Raw genomic sequence first — 22,434 nt, forward strand, 5'->3', positions numbered from 1 at the left:
TTGCGTAGTTTGCAGCAATTGCATATTTTTGTGGTCAAAATTTGGGTGTGTTAATCGAACCATTGTGGAACTGCGACGCGACCGCAACCACAAAGCCGTTTTGTATGCTCCTGGCAAATAGTGTTAATCGAACCATTGTGGAACTGCGACTTTAAAAATAAGAGGCCTTCGAGATCTTCGCGATTACCTTTGTGTTAATCGAACCATTGTGGAACTGCGACGCTACGAGCTGTAAGGTTTTAACCTTGCAGTTTTTTGTTTTACACAACTCTATTTTGCTTTGCATATAAAAGATAATTCCGCAGACTTGGATGCTATCTTTTGGGCGTTCGGTTGTGGGGGCTCCGCCCATAACCGAACGCCCGAATAAACTATGCCCCTGCATTAAGCTAACCTCTATCCTATCCCCTCATGCTTCACACGTCAAACTTAAAAAGTTCATTTTCTGTATCTTATGCAAAGTTTTATCCTGTAAGGGATTGTATTTCAATCTTAAACAAGGTAAAGACATCATTGCACAGGTCATCTGCGTGAGGGGCATGAAGCATGCCCGTCAGGGCAGTGCGAAGCGCAGCGAAGCACCGAAGCGAAGCGCAGTGCGGAATGCCCCGACCCTTGCGTTAGCAAGGGGCACGCCCAAAAAAATAAAATTATTTCACAGTCAATCTGAATTGAAAAATTGATTTACAGGTTCTACTACCGTTTTAGAGAGCTGTTAAAAAAGCTTTAAAACTTTTTTCAAGCTCAATTCGGCAATGTTCTTAATACCTCCTGCACATCAATAAGGTAAGCGCAATTAAAATGACCTAATGGACAAGCCTTGCGACCATGCAAACCACAAGGTCTACAAGGCAAATCCTTAACCTCTATAACATGATGCACTTCCGACAAAGGTGCAAAACCAAATTCAGGAATAGTACTACAAAAAATAGCCGTAGTAGGCGCATTTACGCCACTGGCAAAATGCAACGGTGCAGAATCATTGACATAAACCATAGTGGCGTATTTCATCAATGCAGCGCTTTGTAAAAAACTTAGCTTACCTGCTAAATTGACCACTTTATCATGCCTACAACTTTCTTTTATTGACTGAACATACTCATAATCCTCTTTTGAACCTAAAAGAAAAATAGTATACTGCGAAGGAACAAGGTTAAAAAATCCTATCCATTTGTCTTTGTGCCACTGCTTAGTGTACCACACAGAAGTAGGCGCTGCACAAATGTACTTATCAACATGATATTCCCTTAAAATTTGTATTGCCGTCTGAATATGCTTCGGACTTAACGAAAGCACAGGTTTGCGAGAAAGCTTACTGCAAAAAGATTGTATCAAGCTTAAATTCCTGTCCACTTCATGGAAAAAGTAACTATCCCCTTTTTTGCCAATTTTGTGTGGAACTTTAACAGTAAAAAAAGCAGAAAGTGGATTTTTATCAAAACCAATAGTTTGCTTTGATTGGCTTAGTACCGTAATAATTCCTGTACTTGCAAACCTGTGCAAGTTGATAATTTTGTCATAGCGTTCTTTTCTAAAAAGTCGGATAAGGCGTATTAAATTTTTGAGTTTTCCTTCTTTTTTATCCCATATCCACACTTTATTGACATCCTCTCGATTTTGGACAAGCTCCTCGTTCCCTTTACGAACTAAAACATGTATTTCTAAATTAGGATAGTTCAGTCTTAAACTTTGCACAACGGGCAGCATCAAAACCACATCACCAATAAAAGCGGTTTGGATAACTAAAACTTTGTTCATTCAAAAACATTATTGCTTCCGAACACGTCAAATTTTTCCTACGATGAGGACTTGCCCAGGTTGAAGTCTATTGCCGTTAAGGTTATTCCACTGTTTAAGGTCATTGACAGTTACTCCATGCTTATGAGCAATGAGCCATAAAGAATCTCCATTTTGCACAGTGTAGTAGATAACTTTTTGAGATTGTGAATAGAGGTTATGTCTTGAATATGAATTGACTTTTGCAGTTTTAGTTTGAGCTAGTTTAGTTTTGTCTATAATTTCGCCACTTTCGTCAGGTTTGTAGATGTATAATTTTTTACCTGCCCATATTTTATCTCCTGAAATGTTGTTCCATGCACAGAGATCTTGCTTGCTGACCTCATATTTTTGAGCAATTTCACTTACAGTTTCACCAGGTTGAACAATATGCGTGATTTGTTTATTTTTAGGTTCTTTGTAGATACTTCCATCGTTTATTTTTTGTTGAAGTTGTTGCTGTGGCGAAATAGTTGCTACTGCACCTGCTCCAAGATAAGCTGCCCTGTTTTCATTGACTTTCTTATTGATACCATAAGGTACGCGTAGCACATAAGGTTCAGCCGATTTAACCACTACGCCGCGTTTGAGTTCAGGATTCATTGCTTTTAGCTCATCAGGATCTATGCCCACGTTTTTGGCAAATTGAGTAAGGTCAAGGTAAGAAGTAATGTGTAAAGTATCTCCAAAATAAGTAAAGTCGGTTAGTTTAGGATATAGATTATGCTCTGCGTAATAGTGCATAATGTACACTGCGGCAATAAAGCCTGGTACGTAGTTGCGGGTTTCCCCAGGAAGATACTGACGAATTATCCAATAATTCAGAGAACCATTTGCCATTTGAATGGCACGGTTGACAGTACCTGGTCCGCAGTTGTAGGCTGCTAGGACTAAGTGCCAATCGCCGTATATTTCGTACAGAGTTTTGAGCAGCACACAAGCTGCTTCTGTTTCCTTAAAAGGATCTCTGCGTTCATCTATGTAGGAGTTAATTTTCAAGCCATGCATTTTACCCGTGCTATGAATAAACTGCCATAATCCCACTGCACCTGCTCTTGAAGTAGCCGCAGGATTGAAAGCACTTTCAATAATTGGTAGATATTTCAGTTCTATGGGCAAGCCGTGCCTGTCTAACGCTTCCTCAAAAATAGGAAAATAAACAGACTGCAGTCCTAACAATCTACCAACTTGCTCTCGCCTTTTGGCGTACATCCGAATAAATTTTCCTACATCTTCATGATACACTAATGGAATAACCGAAGGAATTAAACTCAATCGCCGCTCATATTCTTCGTCTGTGTAGTCTGGAATAAGTTCAGGAGCAAAATTGTACTTGTTAATACGGGCAGTATCTACTGGATAAGTTCGGGCATTTTTATAAACCATGTAAGTTAAGCTATCCAAACGTTGAATAATTTCACTGTTGATAGGATCTTTTTGAGTAGAGGTAGCACCTGAAAGGCTTTTGTTGGGCTGCGAATAAATCCGCGCATATACCGCTAGGCTTAAAAAGAACAAGACTGCCTTTTTCATATAGATACCAATTACATAGTTTAAATTCCTTCGTGCTGCAAAAATAACATTTGCCCCTAAAAGTGCAAATAAGTAACAGAAATACGAACCACAATAGCCACTTTTTAACCTGGTAGTTTTTAGTTTTATTTTTGAGTGTGTCCCTTGCTGTGTAAAGTTCGGGACATTCCGCACGTAGCTGCAGTACGCCTACCTTGTGGGCAAAACTCCACAAGAACGCTCCAAAAAAATTAAAACCTAAACTCTGCGTAAGTTATTTTCAACAATAAACTCAACACCACGCAAAATTTGATAACCACTTCATCCACTAAAATACCTACTTCAAAAGCACAACATTAACCTATTTGTCAAACAGCTCTAGCAAATGCGCTGGATTGTTCATTTTGCTTCGTTCTTGCATAGATTTTAGCCGATATTCGGCAGGAATTTTACCATTATTAAGCAAACGTTCTTGTATCATCTTATAGTACTGCGGATGAATTTCGCACGAAATAAAATTTCGTCCAAGTTCTTTGCAAAGCACAATTTCAGAACCACTACCACCAAATAAGATAAATACATCATCGTTCTTTTGAGTGCAAGATTTGATAAGTAACTCCACTAAGCCCAATGGAATTTGACAAGAATGAAAAGTTTTGTCCTTACTCACATTTTTTACTAAGTCAAAGTAAAGCCAAGAGTAAGGCATGCGCCCTGTATGCCCTTGGGCTATTCTTTGCTTTATGCGTTTGTCCGTAGGATTTTGATAAGGAACGGCAACATTCTCTTTGTAGAAATGATTTTGTTTGCTTTTAGTGGCATGTAAAATACTTCTATGGGCAGTAGTAAATCGGCGTGGACTATGACCTATATTTGTATTATATACCCAAACATAGTCCTGTACATCGTACGCATTTTGATCTAAATACTTCACTCTTAAATATGCATTTTGCTTGGGGTAGTTTATCATAAACAGATTGCCAGTCGGTTTAAGTACGCGCATACTTTCTTTGGCTAGTTCTATATACCAATCTATGTAGTCATTCCATTTTTGGGTGTATTTTTTTCCTGCGTAATTGATACCTACGTTGTAGTCAGGGTCGCCGTAAATCATGTCTATACAGTTGTCAGGCAATTGCTTCAAAACTACAAGCACATCTTCATTAAAAACTTTGTTTCTAAAATTTTCAAGCATGGCTTTGACAAAGATACTAAATTTTTAAGATATAGCAGGCAGATTTTACAAGTTTGATAGTTGTAATATCCAAAGGATTTTCAAAGTTGTATGCCAAAAAAAGGATTTCCAAAGCCAATTCGCTTGCACACTTCTTTAACTAAGTCATTGTGAAATACATAAGTATTACGGTTTTTACAAATCTTAAAAATTTCTGTAATTATCTGTTCTTTTTTGTTCATTGTGTAGTTAGCAAAGATAAGTATTTATTTTATTATTTTTTGGGCGTGCCCTTGTAGGCATTCGCTGCGCTCATGCCTACAAGGTCGGCGTGCTGCGGGCTACGCTTTCGCTTCGGTGCTTCGCTTCGCTGCGCACCGTGCTGACGCACGCCCTCCGCATGCCTCACGCAGAAGATTATTATCACCAAGTAGAATCTTTACCTACTAATGTAAAAAATACGCTTCTATTTTCGGAAAAATAAAGTTCAATATTACTACTGTTATCCACTAAACTGTACAAAGTAATTTTTTTCAACCTCACTTGTATTTTACCTGATGCATGTTTCATTTTAAGATAAGAATATATTGCAATGGGTTCGCTCAAAACAGAAGCCGATAAGGTAAAGGGAATTTCCGTAATGCCCACGCTGTTCCAACCTGTTCGCACATTACAAAATATCTCAATCTCCATTATTCCTTTGGGATGCGTTACTCCATATTGTGCGGTCAAAGAGTGTAGTCTTATTTTCGCCTTTACAGAGTGTAGGTCTTGCCATGTCAAACTACTTTCGTTTTTAATAGTGTCTTTATTGTTCTTAACTAGAACGAACTGTATTAGACTATCAGCGTAGTAGTTTTGAGAAAAGCCTATTGCGTGTAGGTTAATCACCACGATGATAATCAAGCATTTTTTCATACAAAAAAAGCATGCTTGCAAATCAAAGCTTGCAGGCATGCTAAAATACGGTAAATTTTTTATTCTGTTAGTTTGCTACTACAAATTTCTTAGTGAGCAAGCCATCTCTAGTGCGAATTTGCAAAAAGTAACTTCCTGGCTTAAAATCTGCCATATTCATCATGAATAAGTTGATTCCTGTAACTGCTTGGGCAGTATATGCATAAACTCGCTTACCTTGAACATTGTACAGTTCTACTTCTACCGGTCCATTTTGACTAACAACAAACTCAAATTGGACATGGTTAATTACGGGATTGGGATATAAGTTTACAATTCGTGAGGGTTTAATTCCGTATTCTATTTCAATTACGTTTGAGCATTCGTATTTGCCATCTTTATGTACTCTCTTGATACGATAGTAATTTTTTCCTATCAAAGGTTTTTTATCTACAAAAGTAAATATAGGTTGCTTAGTGTTGATGCGCCCTATTTCTGTGAATTTTTTGTTATGCCATTCATCTGTGTTAATGAGTGGGCTTTGGATAGGTTCGCGTATCACAACTCCATCTGCGTTAGTGTATTCTTTTACTAAGGGTTCAAAAGGTATAGGTGTGATGCTGAAAGGTTCATTACCTGCACGTTCAACTATGCAATAGTCGTAGTTTTCGTCAGCAAAAGACCAGTTCAAAATTACTTCGCTTTCGTTATCGCTAAGCTTGCCTGTAAAGTTAGTGTAGCTGCTAGATAAAGGTGTGCCGTAGTATAATTCTACTCTGCCTATGTAATACAGGTTGCAGTTTTCATACCATATATTCGCCGCAGGGCTATTGCATATAGCATGCTGATAACCTGATCGATACAGAGTTGTAGGCGAGCCACTAATATTGGTTGGATAGCCATCTGGCGCTACGCAAGCACCATAAGAATTGTCTACATAACACCCTGCTCCTGAGCTTGTGCTCCTGCTACCATAAACCCCTATAATTTCACCTGCATTAACAGGGATACTTACAGGAATAATTGAAGTGCTATTGACATTGTAATGCTGTGCTAAAAACACGAAACTATTGGTAGTTGAGGGAAAAGCAGGGGGGGCGTCTGCGGTAAAACGCACTACTTCTACATGTTGAAAACTTCCTGCTACATCAGTAGGTACGCGTAAGCCTGTGATATTAAAGTTCACAGGTGCTGTAAAGTAATAGCCTCTAGTCATTGAGCCGAATGAAGTGGAATGACCTGGCAGAGGCATAAGTGTTTGGCTTAAACCCAAAAGTGGGGTAAGCGCTAATACAATCAAAATAAAGTACATATTTTTCATAAGCCACACATGTTTGAGGACTCAAAGATAAAAAATAAAAAGAATATCTCAAAACTTTTTATTAACTAAAACAGAACAACTTAAACATTAACATTATTCTTATTTTTGTGCTGATGAATAAAGAAACTATCATTCAAAATTTTGACCCCAATAGCGTTGCATCTAAAAGAGCACAGGTTTTTGGCTTACCGTTTAATGAAGCGCAATCTGATTTAGTTCTTTTTCCCGTACCTTGGGATGCTACGGTTTCCTATCGCGAAGGAACGCATAAAGCTCCTGAAGCTATTTTTGAAGCTTCTATGCAGGTAGATTTATTAGATAAAACTTTTGGCAATTTTTGGAAAAAGGGAATATTCATGCGCCCTGTTTCAACAGAGTGGTCTAAAATTAACCAAGAAACTCGTAAAAAGGCTCAAGGTATTATAAGACATTTAGAAAAAGGAAAATCAATTAAGGCAGGAAGTAGTATTGAAAAGACTTTGATAGAAGTTAATCAAACTTGTGAGAAACTGCATGCATGGGTAGAAAAAGAAACCTTTGAATTGCTCAAACAAGGTAAAAAAGTTGGTTTAGTGGGAGGAGATCATAGTACACCGTTAGGCTTTATCCGCGCGCTAGCTAAAATACATCAAAGCTTTGGGATTCTACAAATAGATGCTCATGCTGACCTACGCAAGGCTTTTGAAGGTTTCACTTATTCTCACGCTTCTGTTATGTACAATGTACTGTTGACAGTACCCCAACTGAGCCGTTTAGTCCAAATAGGAGTAAGAGATTTTTGCCAAGAAGAGGTGAATATTATTCAAGAACATAACCGAGTAGTTACTTTTTTTGATGAAGACATAAAAAACGAACTCTACACAGGTAAAACTTGGAGTGAATATTGTGATGCTATAATCGCAGCTTTACCTGAGAAAGTATATATCAGCTTTGATATTGACGGACTTAATCCTGCTCTGTGTCCAAACACAGGAACACCTGTTCCAGGTGGTTTTGATTTTGAACAAATTGTTTTCTTGTTTAAAAAAATTAAAGATTCTCAAAAAGAAATTATCGGCTTTGACCTTAATGAGGTTATCCCTTCTAAAACTGAATGGGATAGTATAGTAGGCGCTAGAGTGCTATTTAAACTCTGTGGATTAGCTTTAAGCTGAACGTATGGCAACACAAAGAAGTTATCAAGAGCTCAAATCTAAATACCTTAAACGATTGTATATCAACGCAGCCCTGGTCATTTTTTCTTTGACTTTAGGGATATTAGGTTTTGTTTTATTAGAAGAATATTCTTGGCTAGATGCGATTTACATGACTATTATTACACTCTCTACGGTAGGTTATGGAGAAGTTCAGAAATTGAGTGAAGTAGGAAAAATTTTTGCGTCCGTTTTTATTGTGATGAATATAGGTATTTTTGCGTATGCTTTGTCAACAATTGTAAGTTTTATTGCAGGAGGAGAGTTAGTTGAGTTTTTCAAAGATTATAGAAATTTGAAACGAGTGAATATGCTACACAATCATGTTATTGTTTGCGGCTATGGCAGAAATGGCACTCAAGTGTGCTTGGAACTAGAAAGGGCGGAGCAGCCTTTTGTAGTAATAGAAAATTCGGAAAAAATCATTAAACAGCTGCAAGATGAACAAAAACCTTACATTGAAGGTGATGCTACAGATGAAGAAATTCTCAAACAAGCTCGTATTGATACTGCCAAAGCCATTATTACAACTCTACCCGAAGATGCTGATAATGTATTTGTTGTACTGACCGCAAGATCTTTGCGAAAGGATATTTTAATCATTAGTAGAGCTTCAGGGGAGAATTCTGAAGCTAAATTAAAACGCGCAGGAGCAGACAACGTAATTATGCCTGAACGTATCGGCGGAACGCACATGGCTTCCCTGGTCGTAAGACCAGATATACAAGAATTTATTGCTCATCTTTCAGGTCAAGATAATAAAGTTGTCTTAGAAGAGATAGATGCCAACTCACTACCTTCAAATAAACTTCATCAATCTATTAAAGATTTAGACTTACGAAAGCATACAGGGTCGCACGTTATTGCAATACGCACTCAAGCAGGAGATTATATCATCAATCCCGATCCTCAAACAAAAATTGATAGAAGCACAAAAATCATTCTATTAGGTACAAAAGAAGAAGTCAAGAAAGCAAAAGATTTTTTGCTTGATAGAAAAAGTTAGCTCACTGCTTTTGAGGCAACAAGCGGATTCGAACCGCTGTAAAAGGTTTTGCAGACCTCTGCCTAACCACTCGGCCATGTTGCCATAAATCCTGTTGCAAAGGTAGACTTTTTAATTGAAAAACCAAAATCAGTTTCAAAAATTTTATGACTTTTTGATTCTTTTCTCATGTTGAACCCTAAGCCATTCTCTAAATTCATTAAGTGATAATGCATTTAGTACTTGACTTTTGGGCAGCTTAGCTTTTCTTGCTGCAAGTATTCCAAAGAGTGTATCCTGGTATGCCTCTATACTGTGCGCATCAGGATTTATGCTTATCCAAACACCTTTTTTAATCGCATAAGGTAGCCAACGCCAATCCAAATCTAACCGATAGGGATTAGCATTGAGTTCAATAGCTACATTGTAAGTAGCACAAGCTTCAATAACAGCTTGATAATCTATGGGATAACCTTCGCGCACAAGTAATAATCTTCCTGTGGGATGTCCTATTATATTCGTGTGTGGATGAGCAATTGCTTTTAGTAATCGCTCTGTGGCTTTTATTTTGTCCATCTTTAAATTTTGGTGAATAGATGCAATTACTACCTCAAAACCTGCCCTGAAATCATCTTCATAATCTAAGCTACCATCAAATAAAATATCGCACTCTATACCTTTGAATATCCAAAAGTCAGGATGTCGAGCATTCCAATTTTCAATAGCTTTCCATTGAGCTTTTACTCTATTTTCATACATTCCATTACCGTAAAAAGCAGAGCTTTTACTATGGTCAGCAATAACCAAATATTCCCATTTCCATACTTCTTTTGCTGTTTGAGCCATCTCTTCAAGAGTATTTTTGCCATCTGAATATGTAGAATGATTATGTATTGTACCTTTTAGGTCGGATATATCAATAATTTGGTCAATATTTTGCCATTCTTGGGGCGATAAAGTGTGGATGTCCTCTCTTAATTCAGGTGGAATGTAAGGTAACCCTGCTTTATGATAAATTTCTGCTTCGTCTTGAACTGAAGAGTTAATTATCTGTTCCCAAAAATGTATCACATGTTTTGAGGAACCTGTAAGCAGAAACTGTTTTTGGACAAACGTACTAGGCGATACCCAAAAAAATTCAACTGGTATACCTTCGTAAGTACCTTTCCAATAATTTGGTGTAGAAAAATATATGTCTTTTTTTCCTATAAAATGAGTTTGTAACCATGTATTAACTGCATGCGGTACTTCGGTAGAAGCAATAAAACTAAGAATGTCTAATACTTCTAATTTTCTGCGTAATGCTTTGGTAGGCTCTATTTTTTGGATAAAAGGACATTTTTGCAGCTCTTTTAAAACAATTTGCTCATATACTTGGGCTGATGCATACCGAATTTTACGTTGATTAGCTTCCCAAAATTCGATATTTTTCAAAATATTAGCTTGTGTTTTTTGTCCAAAACTTTTAACATCAACGAGTTTGTTTTCTAAGCAAGCTTTTTTTAATTCTGAAATAGAAGTAATACCAAGCTCCTTCCATAAAAGTGCAATCTTTTTAGCACCCAATCCATTGATATTAAGCATATTTAATACACTTTCGGGAACTTGGCTACGCACTTGATCAAGTGTGTCCCATGTTCCTGTTTTGAACCAGTTTTTAATCTGCTCTGTAATACTTTTACCTAAGTTAAGTTTTTCTAATTCCCCTTTTTGATAAAGTTCAAATATATTTTCTGATATAGATTCTAACTTCTGTACAGCACTTTGGTAGTGCTTTATACGAAAAGGATTTTCGCCCAAAATCTCTAACCCATCAATAATCTGATGGAACGCTTTGATAATATCCTCATTTTGCATTGAGCAAAAATAAGAAAAACTTAGTTTTGATGTATAAGTAAACCTTTGATAAACAAGTAGTTACACAGTATTTAGCTAGTAGGTGTATGTATTTTTTTCTTCCTTATAGGTTTTATCCAGAGTACGTTTAATTTCTACTCTTTCATAGCCTTCTATAATGTCGCCTACTTTAATATCGCTAAAATCTTTTATCATCATACCACACTCATAGCCTGCGCTTACTTCTTTTACATCATCTTTGAAGCGCTTGAGTGATGCTATTTCTCCTTGATGAATCACTATTCCATCTCGAATAACGCGTAAAAGAGTGTTGCGGGTTACTTTACCTTCTTGTACATAACAACCTGCAACCGTACCTACTTTTGAAATGTGGAATACTTCTTTAACCTCAATCATGCAGGTAATATTTTCTTGAATTTCAGGGGATAGCATTCCTTCTATGGCTTGCTTAACTTCTTCTATTGCATCATAAATAATGGAATAATGGCGAATTTCCACATCATTACTTTCAGCTAATTTCCGGGCAGGTGCGGAAGGACGAACTTGAAAACCGATAATAATTGCATTTGATGCTGCGGCTAAATTTACATCTGTTTCAGTGATTTGCCCTACTCCTTTATGTATAATTTTGATTATCACTTCATTATTAGAGAGTTTCAGTAAAGCATCTGATAGTGCTTCTACTGACCCATTTACATCGCCCTTTACAATAAGTCGTAGTTCTTTGGCATCTTTCTGCTTACTGAATTCCTCTAATTTTAGACGCTTATCAATGCGCTGCATTATATCTTTGTGTAGCCGCGCACGTTTTTCGGCTAACTCTTTTGCGGCTTTTTTATCAGGTAGGGCTACAAAACTATCACCTGCTTGGGGAGCATGAGGAATTCCTAACACTTGCACAGGCGTAGAAGGACCTGCTTTTTGAACACGATTTCCCCTCTCATCTAATAGCGCCCGAACTTTTGCATAATGAATACCCACTACAATGTCATCCCCTACTTTGAGTGTACCATTTTGAACCATGACCGTTGCTAATACACCTTTTTCCTTATCTACCCTAGATTCTATTACCACTCCGTTAGCCAAGCGATTGGGATTTGCTTTGAGTTCAAGAATCTCTGCTTCTAGTAAAATTTTTTCTAGTAAGAGGTCTACGTTTTTCCCATACTTAGCGGATATTTCTTGACATTGGTACTTTCCTCCCCACTCTTCAACTAATATATTGTATTCTGCTAATTCTTTTCGGATTCGATCAGGATCCGCAGTAGGTTTATCTATTTTGTTAATAGCAATAATAATTGGCACGCCTGCTGCTTGAGCGTGGTTGATAGCTTCTTTAGTTTGGGGCATTACATGGTCATCCGCAGCTACTACAATAACCACAATATCTGTAATTTGTGCTCCTCTCGCCCGCATAGCAGTGAAAGCTTCGTGTCCAGGAGTATCCAAGAAAGTAATTTTTCTTCCATCAGGTAAAGTTACTTCGTATGCCCCTATGTGTTGAGTAATCCCTCCTGCTTCACCTGCAACAACATTAGTAGAACGAATGTAATCTAACAAAGAAGTCTTTCCGTGGTCTACATGCCCCATGATAGTTACAATAGGGGGGCGAGGTACTAAATCTTCTGGCTTATCTTCTTCTAATACCTCTCCAAGTTCAATTGTAGGATCTACAAATTCCACTTCAAAACCATACTCATCGGCTAAAAAAATGATAGTATCTTGGTCTAAACGCTGGTTGATAGTTACAACCATTCCTAAATCAAAGCAGTGCTGAATGATATCTCGCACAGGTACATTCATTAAACCTGCTAAGTCCGAAGTGGTCAGTCCTTCTGTAATTTGAAGTTTTTTAGCTTCTTTGAGTTGTTCTTGCTTTTCTGCTTCTCTTTGAGCTGCATCAGAAAGGCGTTTTTGTTTTCTGTAATCTGCTCTCTCTTTTAGCTTACTATCTTTTTTAGTATTAAGATTCGACAAAGTTTGTTTAAGTTTGAGTTCTACATCTTTTTCGGTAAAGGTTTCTACAAACTTAGCTTTTTTATGTTTACTTTGTTTATTTTGCTGCAAAGCCTGCTGAACAAGTGCTTTATCCACAGGATCGCTTTTTTTTCTTTTACGTTTTCGCTTGCGTTTTTTTTCTGTTTGAGGAGTTTCTGCTTTATCTTGAGCTTTCTTAATGCCTATGGGAGCTTTTTTCTCTGTTTCTTTAGGGGGTTCAGCTTGAGGAGAGCTACTACTTGTAGAGGTTGTGGTAATTTCTTTTTTCTCTTTTTCCTTTTCTTTTTCTTTATCCTTGTCCTTATCTTTTTTGGTTTTGCTTTTTTCTATCAGCGAAAGATCTATTTTCCCTTTTATGTTCAGTCCACTAAGTTTAGGCGCGTGATCTTTGGCACGAATAACATTATCCTCTGAAACTTTTTCTTCTTTCGTTTTTTCTGATTCTTTTTCTACTTCTTGAGTAGAAAGCTCCACAGTTAGAACATTTTCTTCCTTCTCTACTATACTTGTTATTTCAGGGGTATCTACACTTGTTGTATTTTCTATTTCTGTCAAACTTTGAACTTTTTTCTCTTTTTCTTTCTTTTTATCTGTCTTGGAATCGGGCAGGTCTATCTTACCAACTATCTTCGGACCAACGATTTTAGGTTTTTGTTCAGATAGTTCAGAACTGTCTGTGGGTTCTTCAATAAGAGCTTTTTCTATGCGAATCTCTGTTTTTTTGGTAAATTTTAAAGGTTTCTTTTCAGGTTCAACAGTGGCTTTTTCTAGCTTAGCTTGTTCTCTTGTCTTTTCTATAACCTGCTGGGATTGAGTTTTGATCTGCTTGTCCTTTGCAAACTCATTTTGCAATAAAATATATGCTTCAGCATCTATTTTTGTGTTTATGCCTTTGCTTACATCAATGTTCTTTTTTTGTAAAAAATCAATGATTCTTTCAGCAGCAACGTTTAATTCAGTGGCAACTTCTGATATTCTTTTCTTTTTATCCGACATGTATGCAAAAAGTATCTTGAACTAACCTGTGCAAAATTACTATCTTTTTTAATTAAAATGAAATAACAAGCTTTAATATGGATACTTTATCTCATAAGTGGTTGATTTTGAACTATTTGCATGTAAAAAGATTTTTTCCAACTAAAATATGCATTAGTCGCCATAACTGCTAATAGTCCATACAGTGCTGCGGTAAAATAAATGTTTTGATATGCGAATAAAAATACACACATAAAGTCATTAAACGCCCATATCAGCCAATTTTCGATTCTTTTTTTGATAAGAAAGAATTGGGCAACTAAGCACATCCCTGCTGAAAAAGAGTCAAGTATAAAAGCGTAATTAAGTTTGTGTTGAATGTATAAATGATTAAGAGATAATTTATTAAAGAGCCATATAATAATACCTGTCAGTATGATTATGGCAAAAGGAAAGAGTACTTTTTCCATTTTGTTCAATCGGCTGAGGGGGAGTTGAGGTTTATCCTTAGCCCCATACTTCCAATTGTATATTCCTGCCAAAGAATTGATAATAAAAACTACTTGTAAACTCATGTTACCATACAGATTTGCAGTGCTAAAAATGTAAATATACAAGATACATCCTGTAATGCCGAGTATCCAGCCCCACAAGCTTTGGCGTATTGTGAGCAACACTGCTAGAACCGATATGACTACGGCTATAATTTCAATGATAAAATCTTTATTCATTGTTGTTCTAATTCAGAACAAAATTAGTCAGCTTTTTACTTCTGTACATAACCTAACAAAATTATTTTTTCACGGTACTGAGTAACATTTTTTGTTCCATTTCTAGTATCTAAAAAGCAGCACTTGATATGTTTGAGAATAAACTCATAATCGTAATCATCATGGTCAGTTACAAGAATGACAATATCATACTGTTGTAGCTGTTCTGGAGAAAGTGTTACCGATTGCATCAAAACATTATCTACTTCGTATTCAGGTGTGTGTGGGTCATTATAGTCTATATGTTCAGCACCTGCTCTTTTAAGAATACGAATAATGTACTCTGAGGGAGAATGCCTCAAATCGCGCACGTTTTTCTTAAAAGATGCCCCTAAGATAAGAATTTTAGCTTGGGATAGTTTTACGCCTTGTTTAGCTATTTCTCTGATGGCTTTATCTACCACATAATATGGCATGCTTTCGTTGACATTAGCTGCAAGAGTTACAAAACGAGTTTCAAAATCATAAGAGCGAGCTAACCAAGATAAGTAGTAAGGATCTATGGGAATACAATGCCCCCCTACACCAGGTCCAGGTAAAAACTTCATATAACCAAAGGGCTTAGTTCCTGCAGCTTCTAATACTTCCCATACGTTAATATCATACATGCGCTCACATAACAAAGCTAATTCATTCACTAATGCAATATTCACACTTCTGAAAATGTTTTCTAACAATTTTTCCATTTCAGCCACTTTGGGATTGCTGACAATATATACTTTCTCAATCACTTGAGAATTTGCCAGCGCTGCCAAATAGGAACTCTCTTCGTTAATTCCACCTACTATAATCGGTGTATTTCTTGTATTAAATTGCTTGTTACCTGGATCTACACGTTCAGGCGAAAAAGCTACAAAAAAATCTTTTCCTGCTTTTAAGCCACTCTTTTCTAATTCCGGAACGACATAGTTTTCTGTTGTCCCAGGAAAAGTGGTACTTTTGAGAATAATTACTTGTCCTTGTTGTAAATATTTTCTGATGCTTTCAGTTGCGGATAAAATATAGCTCAAATCGGGATCTTTTGTCGGTGTGAAAGGGGTAGGTACGCAGATATAAACCACATCTAGTTCTTTTACTTTCGAAAAGTCGTTGTAAGCAGATAGTTTTTTGTTTTCTACGACTGTTTTAACTTCTTCATCACTAAGATCCTCAATGTAATTTTTCCCTTGATTGAGTAGACTTACTTTTTGTGTAGAAACATCTATACCAAAAGTGTCAAAGCCATTTTTGGCAAATTCCAGAGCTAAAGGCAAGCCTACGTAACCTAGCCCAATAACACCTATCTTAGCTGTTTTTTGTGATAATTTATAGGCTACGTTTTTTGCAATTTGAGTTTGCAATTCAAATGTAGAGATGTCAAAAAGTTTCATAATACTTGGAAGTTTAAATTTTAATCTTGCTCAGGATTATTATTTGAGATAGGTTGTTTGTTACGTTCTGATAGAAAAGTGTACCCCTTCATAATACCGCGCCCACGCAGACCGCTATTACGAATAAAGTTAAGAATCTCATCTCTTTCTTCTGTAGCTTCAAAGTCTCTTTCTACAATTGCCAATGCATCAGTAGTTCTGATTCCTGAAAGGTATATAACTCTATAAATTTCCTGAATTTGAGCAATTGTTTTGTTGTCAAAACCCCTTCTTCGTAACCCGACTGAATTGACCCCCTCATAGCAAATGGGATAGCGCCCCGCCTTTGTATAAGGAGGAATGTCTTTGCCAATCAAAGAACCTCCTGCAATCATAACGTGTTTTCCAATCGTAACAAACTGATGAATAGCTGACATACCTCCTATAACTGCATAATCGTCAACTACTACATGCCCTGCCATATTTACAGCGTTGGCTAAAACACAATTTCGACCTACAATACAATCATGAGCTACATGAACATAAGCCATAAGCAAAGTGTTTTCCTTAATCACTGTTTTGTAACGGTCTACTGTGCCTCTGTTAATCGTAACGTATTCCCGTATAGTAACGTTATCCCCTATCTCCACAGTAGTATATTCGCCTTGAAACTTTAAATCTTGCGGAATAGCAGAAATGACTGCTCCTGGAAATATCTTACAATTTTTACCAATTCTAGCACCTGCATATATTACAGCACCTGAACCAATCCATGTACCTTCACCAATAACTACATCGTTGTCAATAAATGCAAAAGGATCTATGACCACATTTTCACCAATTTGTGCACCTGGATGAACATAGGCTAATGGTTGTTTCATACGTTTTTATGCTTTATTCTTAGGAATTATACTAGCTACTAATTCTGCTTCACTTACTAATTTGCCATCTACAGTGGCTTTACCGTTCATTCTGCAAATACCTCGTTTTAAGCTAACCATTTCTAACTCAAACACAATCTGATCTCCTGGAATAACAGGCTTTTTGAAGCGGGCATTATCAATTGCTAAAAAATACACCCATACATCATTTGGATTCTCTACTGTGTTAAGAAGTAGGATGCCCCCTACCTGTGCCATTGCTTCTAATTGTAGCACCCCAGGCATAATCGGATTACCTTCAAAATGTCCTGCAAAGAAAGGTTCATTTATAGTTACATTTTTTACGCCTACAATTCTTTTGTCATCAAAGTAGGTTACTTTATCTACTAATAAAAATGGATACCGGTGGGGCAATATTTTTTGAATAGCCTTGATATCAAAAACTACGGAGCTATTTGTATTGTTACTCTGATATTGTTTTGTAATTTTTTTCGCCCTGAAAGCTGCCTTAATTTTTTTAGCAAAAGCAATATTTGCAGTATGACCAGGTCTAGCTGCTAATATTTGAGCTTTAAGTGGAGCGCCTACTAACGCCAAGTCGCCAATTAAGTCTAATAATTTATGTCGAGCAGGTTCATTATTATAATGTAGTTTAATGTTATTCAGAATACCTTGACTAACTGAAACTTTGGGCTTGTTGAATAATTTTGCTAAGTGTTCTAACTCTTCTTCGGTTACTTGTCTATCTACCACTACAATAGCATTATTGACATCTCCGCCTTTAATCAGACCTGCTTTCAGTAAAGCTTCCAGTTCGTGTAAAAAGCAAAAAGTACGGCAGGGCGCAATTTCTTTGGCAAAATCATTCATGTCTAAAATCGTTGCATGTTGGCTGCCTAAAACAGGGGAATTATAATCGACCATTACTGTCATTCGGTAACCATTAAGAGGTAAAGCAGCCATGTCAATTTGTTTTTGCGGATCACTGTACTGAATATTTTGCTCTACGACAAAATATTCCCTATCTGCATTTTGCTTTTCAATCCCTGCTTTCTGAATAGCTTCTACAAAACACTTAGCACTACCGTCCATAATCGGAGGTTCAGGAGCATCTAACTCTACTAATACATTATCTATGCTCATTCCTGCTAAGGCTGCCATAGTATGCTCTACAGTATGCACCTTAACATTGCCCACAGCTAAGGTAGTGCCACGTGAAGTATCTACTACGTTATCTACATCCGCATCAATAGTTGGCTGACCTTCTAAATCTATTCGCTTAAACTTAATTCCATGATTCTCAGGGGCAGGTCGCAAAGTCATGTTTACCATAATTCCTGTATGTAGCCCTACCCCTGATATAGTAACCGCTTCCTTTATAGTATGTTGTTTGTCTGTCATGACTTTAACTTTTCAACCTCCTGTTTTAAGCTTTGTAATTCTTGATACATTTCAGGTAATTTTCGCCACAATACTTCGGTACGAAGTTGTTTTCTATACGGTTGGGCAGGAGAGCCGCGCCACGCAGTTTTAGGCTCTTCTATATCATTAGAAATACCTGACTGTGCCCCAATCTGTGTACCATCAGCTATTTTAAGATGCCCTACAATTCCAACTTGCCCACCTATCATACAATACTTGCCTATCTTAGTGCTGCCTGATATCCCAGTTTGCGCAGCAATAACCGTATGACTTCCGACTTCTACGTTATGTGCTATTTGGATTAAGTTGTCTAACTTTACACCATTCCTAATATATGTAGAGCCTAAGGTTGCTCTGTCAATCGTTGTATTTGCTCCAATTTCAACATTATCTTCTATAATCACGTTTCCAATTTGCGGTATTTTTTTGTACGAACCATCAGCTTGAGGAGCAAATCCAAAACCATCACTGCCAACTACACAACCAGAATGCAAAATACAATTTTTGCCAATAATGCAATGTGCATATATTTTTACTCCTGCATATAGTATAGTGTTGTCTTGAATAGTAACGTTATCCCCTACATAACAATTCGGAAATATCTTTACATTCTCTCCTATTTTTGCACCGCTGCCTATGTAGCTAAACGCGCCTACATAAACGTTTTCACCTATTTTAGCGTCAGCAGCAATAAAACAAGGCGGTTCTATTCCTTTTTTGCTTTGTACCCAATGAGATTGGTAAAGCTCCAATATCTGTGTAAAAGCAGTGTAAGCATCGGTAACTCGAATCAAAGTGGCTCTAATAGGTCTATCGGCTACAAAATTTTGATTAACCAAAACAATAGTAGCTTGTGTATCGTATATAAATGAAGTGTATTTCGGATTAGATAAAAAAGACAAGCCCCCTGGTACGCCTTCCTCTATCTTGCAAATCTGCCATACTTCCGCATCTGGGTTCCCCTCAACTGTTCCCTTTAAAAACTGTGCAATCTGATGTGCTTTGAAACGCATATTTTTGTGCTTTACATGTCTTTTTTGCTTGCAAACTTAATAATAAACTAAGCAAAACAAAAAGCACTTATGCATTTAGCAAAAATTGAGCCATACTTCAACCAAAATAATTAAATTTGCAAAAAACAACTATGAAAAAAGCCAAGCCTTTCATAAAGTGGGCAAGGTGGTGAAACACAACTCTTAGAACAACTCGAAAAATACTACCCTATTGAGCTTAAAACAGATAAAATCAAAAACTACGTTGAACCTTTTTTGGGAAGCGGTGCAGTGTTTTTTGCCATATCAATCGAACTCCACAAGAAAAACGAAAGGAACTATTCTTATCCGTTCGCAAACTTTTTAATTCGCAAAGAGTTCAAACAAACTACAAAACCTTTTCTGATAATTGGATATCTCAAGCTGCACAATTTATATTTTTGAACAAAACTTGCTTCAACGGACTGTTTCGTTTGAACACAAAAGGTGAGTTCAATGTACCTTATGGAAACTACAAAAATGCAAACATTTTTGACCAAGCCAGTATTTTAGCCGCTTCTAAACTGCTGCAACTCGCCCAAATACAGCAAGCTAACTACTTAGATTGCTTTGATAAAATGATAAAATAGACGAACATACTTTTGTATATTTAACCCCCCATATAGACCTATCAGCAAAACCGCAAGCTTTACCACTTATACAGGTATGGAATTTTTGGATGCACAGCAGTTAGAACTAGCTAACTTTTTTCGCAGGTTGGACCAAGAAAAAGGGGCAAAACTCATGCTTTCTAATTCAGACCCTAAAAATGAAAATCCCGCCGATAGTTTCTTTGAGAATGCTTTTTTGGGCTACAATATATTCAGAGTGTCTGCCCATAGAGCAATTAACTGCAATGGCACTAAGCGAGGAAAAATCAAAGAAATTTTAGTTACTAACTATTCCTGTCAATCAAAAGTCTTTGCGGTCAATTTTTGATAAGTATTTAATTTTTTTTTGGGCGTGCCCCTTGCTGCGCAAGGGTCGGGGCATTCCGCACGTAGCCCGTAGCACGCCGACCTTGTGGGCATGAGCGCAGCGAATGCCCACAAGGACACGCCCAAAAAATTAAAATTTAACTTACAGAAATTACGCTTCATGCAAAAAAATGGACTTAATAAACAGCTCTGTTTTTAGCATCCGTTTGGAAGTAGCAAATTTCACTCAAAAAAGCTAACCTACGCTCTTCTTTGCCCTATAATACGAATAGATAAACACGCTGCTTATCAACATCGTTGCGCCTATGTAAAAATGTGCGCTCATTCGCTCTGTTTGAGGAAAAAAGAAATAAGCAATAAACATCCCATAAACAGGTTCTAAATTTGTGGTTAAAGTAACTACAAAAGCACTTAGCCGCCGTACTACAAAAACGGAAATACTAAACGCCACAACTGTACAGAAAAAGCTCAAAATCATTAAGTACGCCCAATCTGCCCAAGAAGGTGGAAATATTTGTATTTTTTGATACAAACTCACTAAGCCCAAAAACAAACTCAAAATACAACAAGCAAAAAGCATTTCATAAAAAGAAATGACAAAAGGACTGTAAAGAGGTGATAGCCGCTTGTTGAGAATAGTAAATAAACTTGAAAAAAAAGCACTACAAGCAGACAAAATTAAGCCTAAAACCATACCCATATCCGCTTGTGCTAATATATACACAGCTATCAGCACCCATATACTAATTCCTAACTCTATCCACCGCAAAGATTTTTTATTCATTAAAGGTTCTAATACAGCCGTGAAAAGCGTACCTGTACCAAACCCTGCTAAACATACAGATGCATTCGAAATTTTAATTGAAGCATAAAAAAGTAACCAATGAATGGCTATCAAAAAACCGATCCAAGCCATTTTGAGCATATCGGCTTTTTTCGGAACTGGAAGACAAAAACATGAACGTTTAAACACTAATATTGTACCTACACTAATGGCGGTTATCAAAGTGCGCCACCACATCATTGGAATAGGCGCTAAGTGTATCACCTTGCCCAAAATAGCTGTCAAGCCCCATAACAACACAGCGAAATGAAGCAACAGATAAAATCGCATACAGCTAAATGTCTCAATTTTGAGTTTTCTTGCTCAATTTAGCCACATCTACAGTAAGCGAAAACGTATTCGTAGCACCTGCCACGTTGTAAGACGCAAATCCATAATCAATGTTAAACATAGCAATTTTCAAACCTGCTCCGAAAGAAAAGCCTGAAAGCCCTTTTGCCGTTTCTACGGCTAATTCTCGCCTACGTAAATGATTGTAGCCAAATCGCAGCTGAACAAACTTACCTACATAAAACTCTCCCCCTATAACTACATGTCTGAATATTTTGTCCGCTAGGGAAATCCGCGGTTTAATTTCATTGCCCGAAATGTCATACTTTTTAGGTGCATTTGGATCGATAGCTGCCAAATTGGGCGTTTCTAAGTGAATGAAGTTAAACATAAAACGAAAAGGTAAGTGTCTTAGTCTGTGGCTAAATCCTGCTTGTATTTCAAAAGGAAGTTTTTCTCGCACCCCGCCAGGTACGTAGGGATTGATTTGTAGCCCTAAGTTTCTAATAACTACTGCACCCGTAATGTTTAGACTGTCGTTTTGATACACTCCTGCCCAGTCCGTAGCAAACCCTGTGGAACTATATTGCGCTATTCCTGAATAGATTAGCTTCAAATTAGCGCCAAAATGAAACTTTTCTTTGTAGTGCCGCGCTGTACCCGCAGAAAGAACTACATCATTAGCAGTAAAAGTGCCTGTTTTTTCACCGAATTCATTAGCTTCTATAAATTTTCCGTAGTTTATATATTGCACTCCCCCTGCTACTAAACCTATTTTCTTGAACTCGTGTGCGTATCCTGTATATCCGTAGTTTATATCCGCAAAAGAGTTAATGTAGCTAATTCCCAATCTGTTCTTCATGCTGCTATTGATAAGGGCGGGGTTTTGGTATGTGGTATTTACGTCGTTGTCGTACAGAGTGATGCCATACCCGCCTAGAGCAGACATTCGTGCGTTAGGTACAAGGTTTAGTACTTGGAATACTCCTCTTCCGCCTACTTGAGCTTTTATGGACCAACTTGCGATGCACAAAACTAATAAAAACCACTTTTGTATCATTTTCACAAAAATAAACATTTTTTAGATAGCCAGCGAATAACAAAAGATTTTCTTACTTGTGCTAAGTCTAAAAAGATTTGATTTTTTGGGCGTGCCCCTTGCTGACGCAAGGGTCGGGGCATTCCGCACTGCGCTTCGCTTCGGTGCTAACGCACTGCCTAACGGCATGCTCCATGCCCCT

22 protein-coding genes, 1 tRNA gene and 1 CRISPR repeat array are annotated in these 22,434 nt (G+C 37.2%); of the genes, 5 read left to right on the plus strand and 18 right to left on the minus strand.

Going from position 1 to position 22,434, the window contains the following annotated elements; genetic code table 11:
- Positions 1-46 precede the first annotated feature (46 nt).
- Positions 47-223: a CRISPR direct-repeat array (repeat unit 30 nt; unit sequence GTGTTAATCGAACCATTGTGGAACTGCGAC).
- A gap of 112 nt (positions 224-335) precedes the next feature.
- The gene (locus NZ519_03385) at positions 336-683 is read left to right on the plus strand and encodes a hypothetical protein (GenBank protein MCS7027787.1); all 348 of its coding nucleotides are present in this window, start codon (positions 336-338) and stop codon (positions 681-683) included.
- A gap of 61 nt (positions 684-744) precedes the next feature.
- Here NZ519_03385 and NZ519_03390 read toward each other — a convergent pair whose 3' ends face one another.
- The 7 genes from NZ519_03390 to NZ519_03420 all read right to left on the minus strand — a co-directional run bounded on the left by NZ519_03390 (position 745) and on the right by NZ519_03420 (position 6,671).
- Positions 745-1,758: a glycosyltransferase family 9 protein gene (locus tag NZ519_03390; GenBank protein ID MCS7027788.1), complete on the minus strand. Its 1,014-nt coding sequence runs from the start codon at positions 1,756-1,758 to the stop codon at positions 745-747.
- Between the two features lie 27 nt (positions 1,759-1,785).
- Positions 1,786-3,309, minus strand: a complete 1,524-nt coding sequence (locus NZ519_03395; GenBank protein ID MCS7027789.1) for a LysM peptidoglycan-binding domain-containing protein — start codon at positions 3,307-3,309, stop codon at positions 1,786-1,788.
- A 340-nt stretch (positions 3,310-3,649) separates the two neighbouring features.
- Positions 3,650-4,483 (minus strand): site-specific DNA-methyltransferase, encoded by an 834-nt coding sequence (locus tag NZ519_03400; protein ID MCS7027790.1) that lies wholly within the window; start codon positions 4,481-4,483, stop codon positions 3,650-3,652.
- An 80-nt stretch (positions 4,484-4,563) separates the two neighbouring features.
- Positions 4,564-4,704: a hypothetical protein gene (locus NZ519_03405; GenBank protein ID MCS7027791.1), complete on the minus strand. Its 141-nt coding sequence runs from the start codon at positions 4,702-4,704 to the stop codon at positions 4,564-4,566.
- Positions 4,705-4,736: 32 nt separating this feature from the next.
- On the minus strand, positions 4,737-4,889 hold the full coding sequence (locus tag NZ519_03410; GenBank protein MCS7027792.1) for a hypothetical protein: 153 nt from the start codon (positions 4,887-4,889) through the stop codon (positions 4,737-4,739).
- Complete coding sequence (locus NZ519_03415; GenBank protein MCS7027793.1) at positions 4,886-5,380, minus strand: hypothetical protein; 495 nt, start codon at positions 5,378-5,380, stop codon at positions 4,886-4,888. The genes NZ519_03410 and NZ519_03415 overlap by 4 nt, the downstream gene beginning before the upstream one ends.
- A 67-nt stretch (positions 5,381-5,447) precedes the next feature.
- Complete coding sequence (locus NZ519_03420; GenBank protein ID MCS7027794.1) at positions 5,448-6,671, minus strand: T9SS type A sorting domain-containing protein; 1,224 nt, start codon at positions 6,669-6,671, stop codon at positions 5,448-5,450.
- Positions 6,672-6,793: 122 nt separating this feature from the next.
- Here NZ519_03420 and NZ519_03425 point away from each other — a divergent pair, with 122 nt between their 5' ends.
- Both NZ519_03425 and NZ519_03430 read left to right on the plus strand, forming a co-directional pair.
- Entirely contained in the window at positions 6,794-7,834 is a 1,041-nt protein-coding gene (locus NZ519_03425) for an agmatinase family protein (protein MCS7027795.1), read from the plus strand.
- A gap of 4 nt (positions 7,835-7,838) precedes the next feature.
- Positions 7,839-8,879 (plus strand): NAD-binding protein, encoded by a 1,041-nt coding sequence (locus NZ519_03430; protein ID MCS7027796.1) that lies wholly within the window; start codon positions 7,839-7,841, stop codon positions 8,877-8,879.
- Between the two features lie 13 nt (positions 8,880-8,892).
- Here the strand turns inward: NZ519_03430 and NZ519_03435 are convergent.
- From NZ519_03435 to lpxD, 8 genes are all read right to left on the minus strand, one after another.
- Positions 8,893-8,963, minus strand: a tRNA-Cys gene (locus tag NZ519_03435).
- 60 nt (positions 8,964-9,023) lie between these two features.
- Positions 9,024-10,715, minus strand: a complete 1,692-nt coding sequence (locus tag NZ519_03440; GenBank protein ID MCS7027797.1) for a PHP domain-containing protein — start codon at positions 10,713-10,715, stop codon at positions 9,024-9,026.
- 75 nt (positions 10,716-10,790) lie between these two features.
- Positions 10,791-13,709, minus strand: a complete 2,919-nt coding sequence (infB, locus tag NZ519_03445) for a translation initiation factor IF-2 (GenBank protein MCS7027798.1) — start codon at positions 13,707-13,709, stop codon at positions 10,791-10,793.
- An 86-nt stretch (positions 13,710-13,795) separates the two neighbouring features.
- On the minus strand, positions 13,796-14,419 hold the full coding sequence (gene pnuC / locus NZ519_03450) for a nicotinamide riboside transporter PnuC (protein ID MCS7027799.1): 624 nt from the start codon (positions 14,417-14,419) through the stop codon (positions 13,796-13,798).
- A 35-nt stretch (positions 14,420-14,454) separates the two neighbouring features.
- Positions 14,455-15,828 (minus strand): nucleotide sugar dehydrogenase, encoded by a 1,374-nt coding sequence (locus NZ519_03455; GenBank protein ID MCS7027800.1) that lies wholly within the window; start codon positions 15,826-15,828, stop codon positions 14,455-14,457.
- Between the two features lie 20 nt (positions 15,829-15,848).
- The gene (gene lpxA / locus NZ519_03460) at positions 15,849-16,688 is read right to left on the minus strand and encodes an acyl-ACP--UDP-N-acetylglucosamine O-acyltransferase (protein ID MCS7027801.1); all 840 of its coding nucleotides are present in this window, start codon (positions 16,686-16,688) and stop codon (positions 15,849-15,851) included.
- A gap of 6 nt (positions 16,689-16,694) precedes the next feature.
- Entirely contained in the window at positions 16,695-18,089 is a 1,395-nt protein-coding gene (locus tag NZ519_03465; protein MCS7027802.1) for a bifunctional UDP-3-O-[3-hydroxymyristoyl] N-acetylglucosamine deacetylase/3-hydroxyacyl-ACP dehydratase, read from the minus strand.
- The gene (gene lpxD, locus NZ519_03470) at positions 18,086-19,123 is read right to left on the minus strand and encodes a UDP-3-O-(3-hydroxymyristoyl)glucosamine N-acyltransferase (protein MCS7027803.1); all 1,038 of its coding nucleotides are present in this window, start codon (positions 19,121-19,123) and stop codon (positions 18,086-18,088) included. The genes NZ519_03465 and lpxD overlap by 4 nt, the downstream gene beginning before the upstream one ends.
- Positions 19,124-19,407: 284 nt before the next feature.
- On the opposite strand from lpxD, the gene NZ519_03475 reads away from it, so the two are divergent.
- Positions 19,408-19,731 (plus strand): DNA adenine methylase, encoded by a 324-nt coding sequence (locus NZ519_03475; GenBank protein MCS7027804.1) that lies wholly within the window; start codon positions 19,408-19,410, stop codon positions 19,729-19,731.
- 76 nt (positions 19,732-19,807) lie between these two features.
- Positions 19,808-20,080 (plus strand): hypothetical protein, encoded by a 273-nt coding sequence (locus NZ519_03480; protein MCS7027805.1) that lies wholly within the window; start codon positions 19,808-19,810, stop codon positions 20,078-20,080.
- Here NZ519_03480 and NZ519_03485 read toward each other — a convergent pair.
- The 3 genes from NZ519_03485 to porQ form a co-directional block, all read right to left on the minus strand.
- Complete coding sequence (locus tag NZ519_03485; protein ID MCS7027806.1) at positions 20,054-20,191, minus strand: hypothetical protein; 138 nt, start codon at positions 20,189-20,191, stop codon at positions 20,054-20,056. The two genes, NZ519_03480 and NZ519_03485, sit on opposite strands and share 27 nt — an antisense overlap.
- Before the next feature lie 123 nt (positions 20,192-20,314).
- Positions 20,315-21,193 (minus strand): DMT family transporter, encoded by an 879-nt coding sequence (locus NZ519_03490; protein ID MCS7027807.1) that lies wholly within the window; start codon positions 21,191-21,193, stop codon positions 20,315-20,317.
- Between the two features lie 13 nt (positions 21,194-21,206).
- On the minus strand, positions 21,207-22,253 hold the full coding sequence (gene porQ / locus NZ519_03495) for a type IX secretion system protein PorQ (protein ID MCS7027808.1): 1,047 nt from the start codon (positions 22,251-22,253) through the stop codon (positions 21,207-21,209).
- Between the last annotated feature and the right edge of the window lie 181 nt (positions 22,254-22,434).

The organism is Bacteroidia bacterium (assembly GCA_025056095.1).
In the GTDB taxonomy this organism is placed as follows: domain Bacteria; phylum Bacteroidota; class Bacteroidia; order JANWVE01; family JANWVE01; genus JANWVE01.

Bases quoted from the DNA above. Each gene is read 5' to 3' on its own strand.
- NZ519_03390 (MCS7027788.1), bottom strand. From the start codon at position 1,758: ATGAACAAAGTTTTAGTTATCCAAACCGCTTTTATTGGTGATGTGGTT.
- NZ519_03395 (MCS7027789.1), bottom strand. From the start codon at position 3,309: ATGAAAAAGGCAGTCTTGTTCTTTTTAAGCCTAGCGGTATATGCGCGG.
- NZ519_03400 (MCS7027790.1), bottom strand. From the start codon at position 4,483: ATGCTTGAAAATTTTAGAAACAAAGTTTTTAATGAAGATGTGCTTGTA.
- NZ519_03405 (MCS7027791.1), bottom strand. From the start codon at position 4,704: ATGAACAAAAAAGAACAGATAATTACAGAAATTTTTAAGATTTGTAAA.
- NZ519_03415 (MCS7027793.1), bottom strand. From the start codon at position 5,380: ATGAAAAAATGCTTGATTATCATCGTGGTGATTAACCTACACGCAATA.
- NZ519_03420 (MCS7027794.1), bottom strand. From the start codon at position 6,671: ATGTACTTTATTTTGATTGTATTAGCGCTTACCCCACTTTTGGGTTTA.
- NZ519_03425 (MCS7027795.1), top strand. From the start codon at position 6,794: ATGAATAAAGAAACTATCATTCAAAATTTTGACCCCAATAGCGTTGCA.
- NZ519_03430 (MCS7027796.1), top strand. From the start codon at position 7,839: ATGGCAACACAAAGAAGTTATCAAGAGCTCAAATCTAAATACCTTAAA.
- NZ519_03440 (MCS7027797.1), bottom strand. From the start codon at position 10,715: ATGCAAAATGAGGATATTATCAAAGCGTTCCATCAGATTATTGATGGG.
- infB (MCS7027798.1), bottom strand. From the start codon at position 13,709: ATGTCGGATAAAAAGAAAAGAATATCAGAAGTTGCCACTGAATTAAAC.
- pnuC (MCS7027799.1), bottom strand. From the start codon at position 14,419: ATGAATAAAGATTTTATCATTGAAATTATAGCCGTAGTCATATCGGTT.
- NZ519_03455 (MCS7027800.1), bottom strand. From the start codon at position 15,828: ATGAAACTTTTTGACATCTCTACATTTGAATTGCAAACTCAAATTGCA.
- lpxA (MCS7027801.1), bottom strand. From the start codon at position 16,688: ATGAAACAACCATTAGCCTATGTTCATCCAGGTGCACAAATTGGTGAA.
- NZ519_03465 (MCS7027802.1), bottom strand. From the start codon at position 18,089: ATGACAGACAAACAACATACTATAAAGGAAGCGGTTACTATATCAGGG.
- lpxD (MCS7027803.1), bottom strand. From the start codon at position 19,123: ATGCGTTTCAAAGCACATCAGATTGCACAGTTTTTAAAGGGAACAGTT.
- NZ519_03480 (MCS7027805.1), top strand. From the start codon at position 19,808: ATGGAATTTTTGGATGCACAGCAGTTAGAACTAGCTAACTTTTTTCGC.
- NZ519_03490 (MCS7027807.1), bottom strand. From the start codon at position 21,193: ATGCGATTTTATCTGTTGCTTCATTTCGCTGTGTTGTTATGGGGCTTG.
- porQ (MCS7027808.1), bottom strand. From the start codon at position 22,253: ATGATACAAAAGTGGTTTTTATTAGTTTTGTGCATCGCAAGTTGGTCC.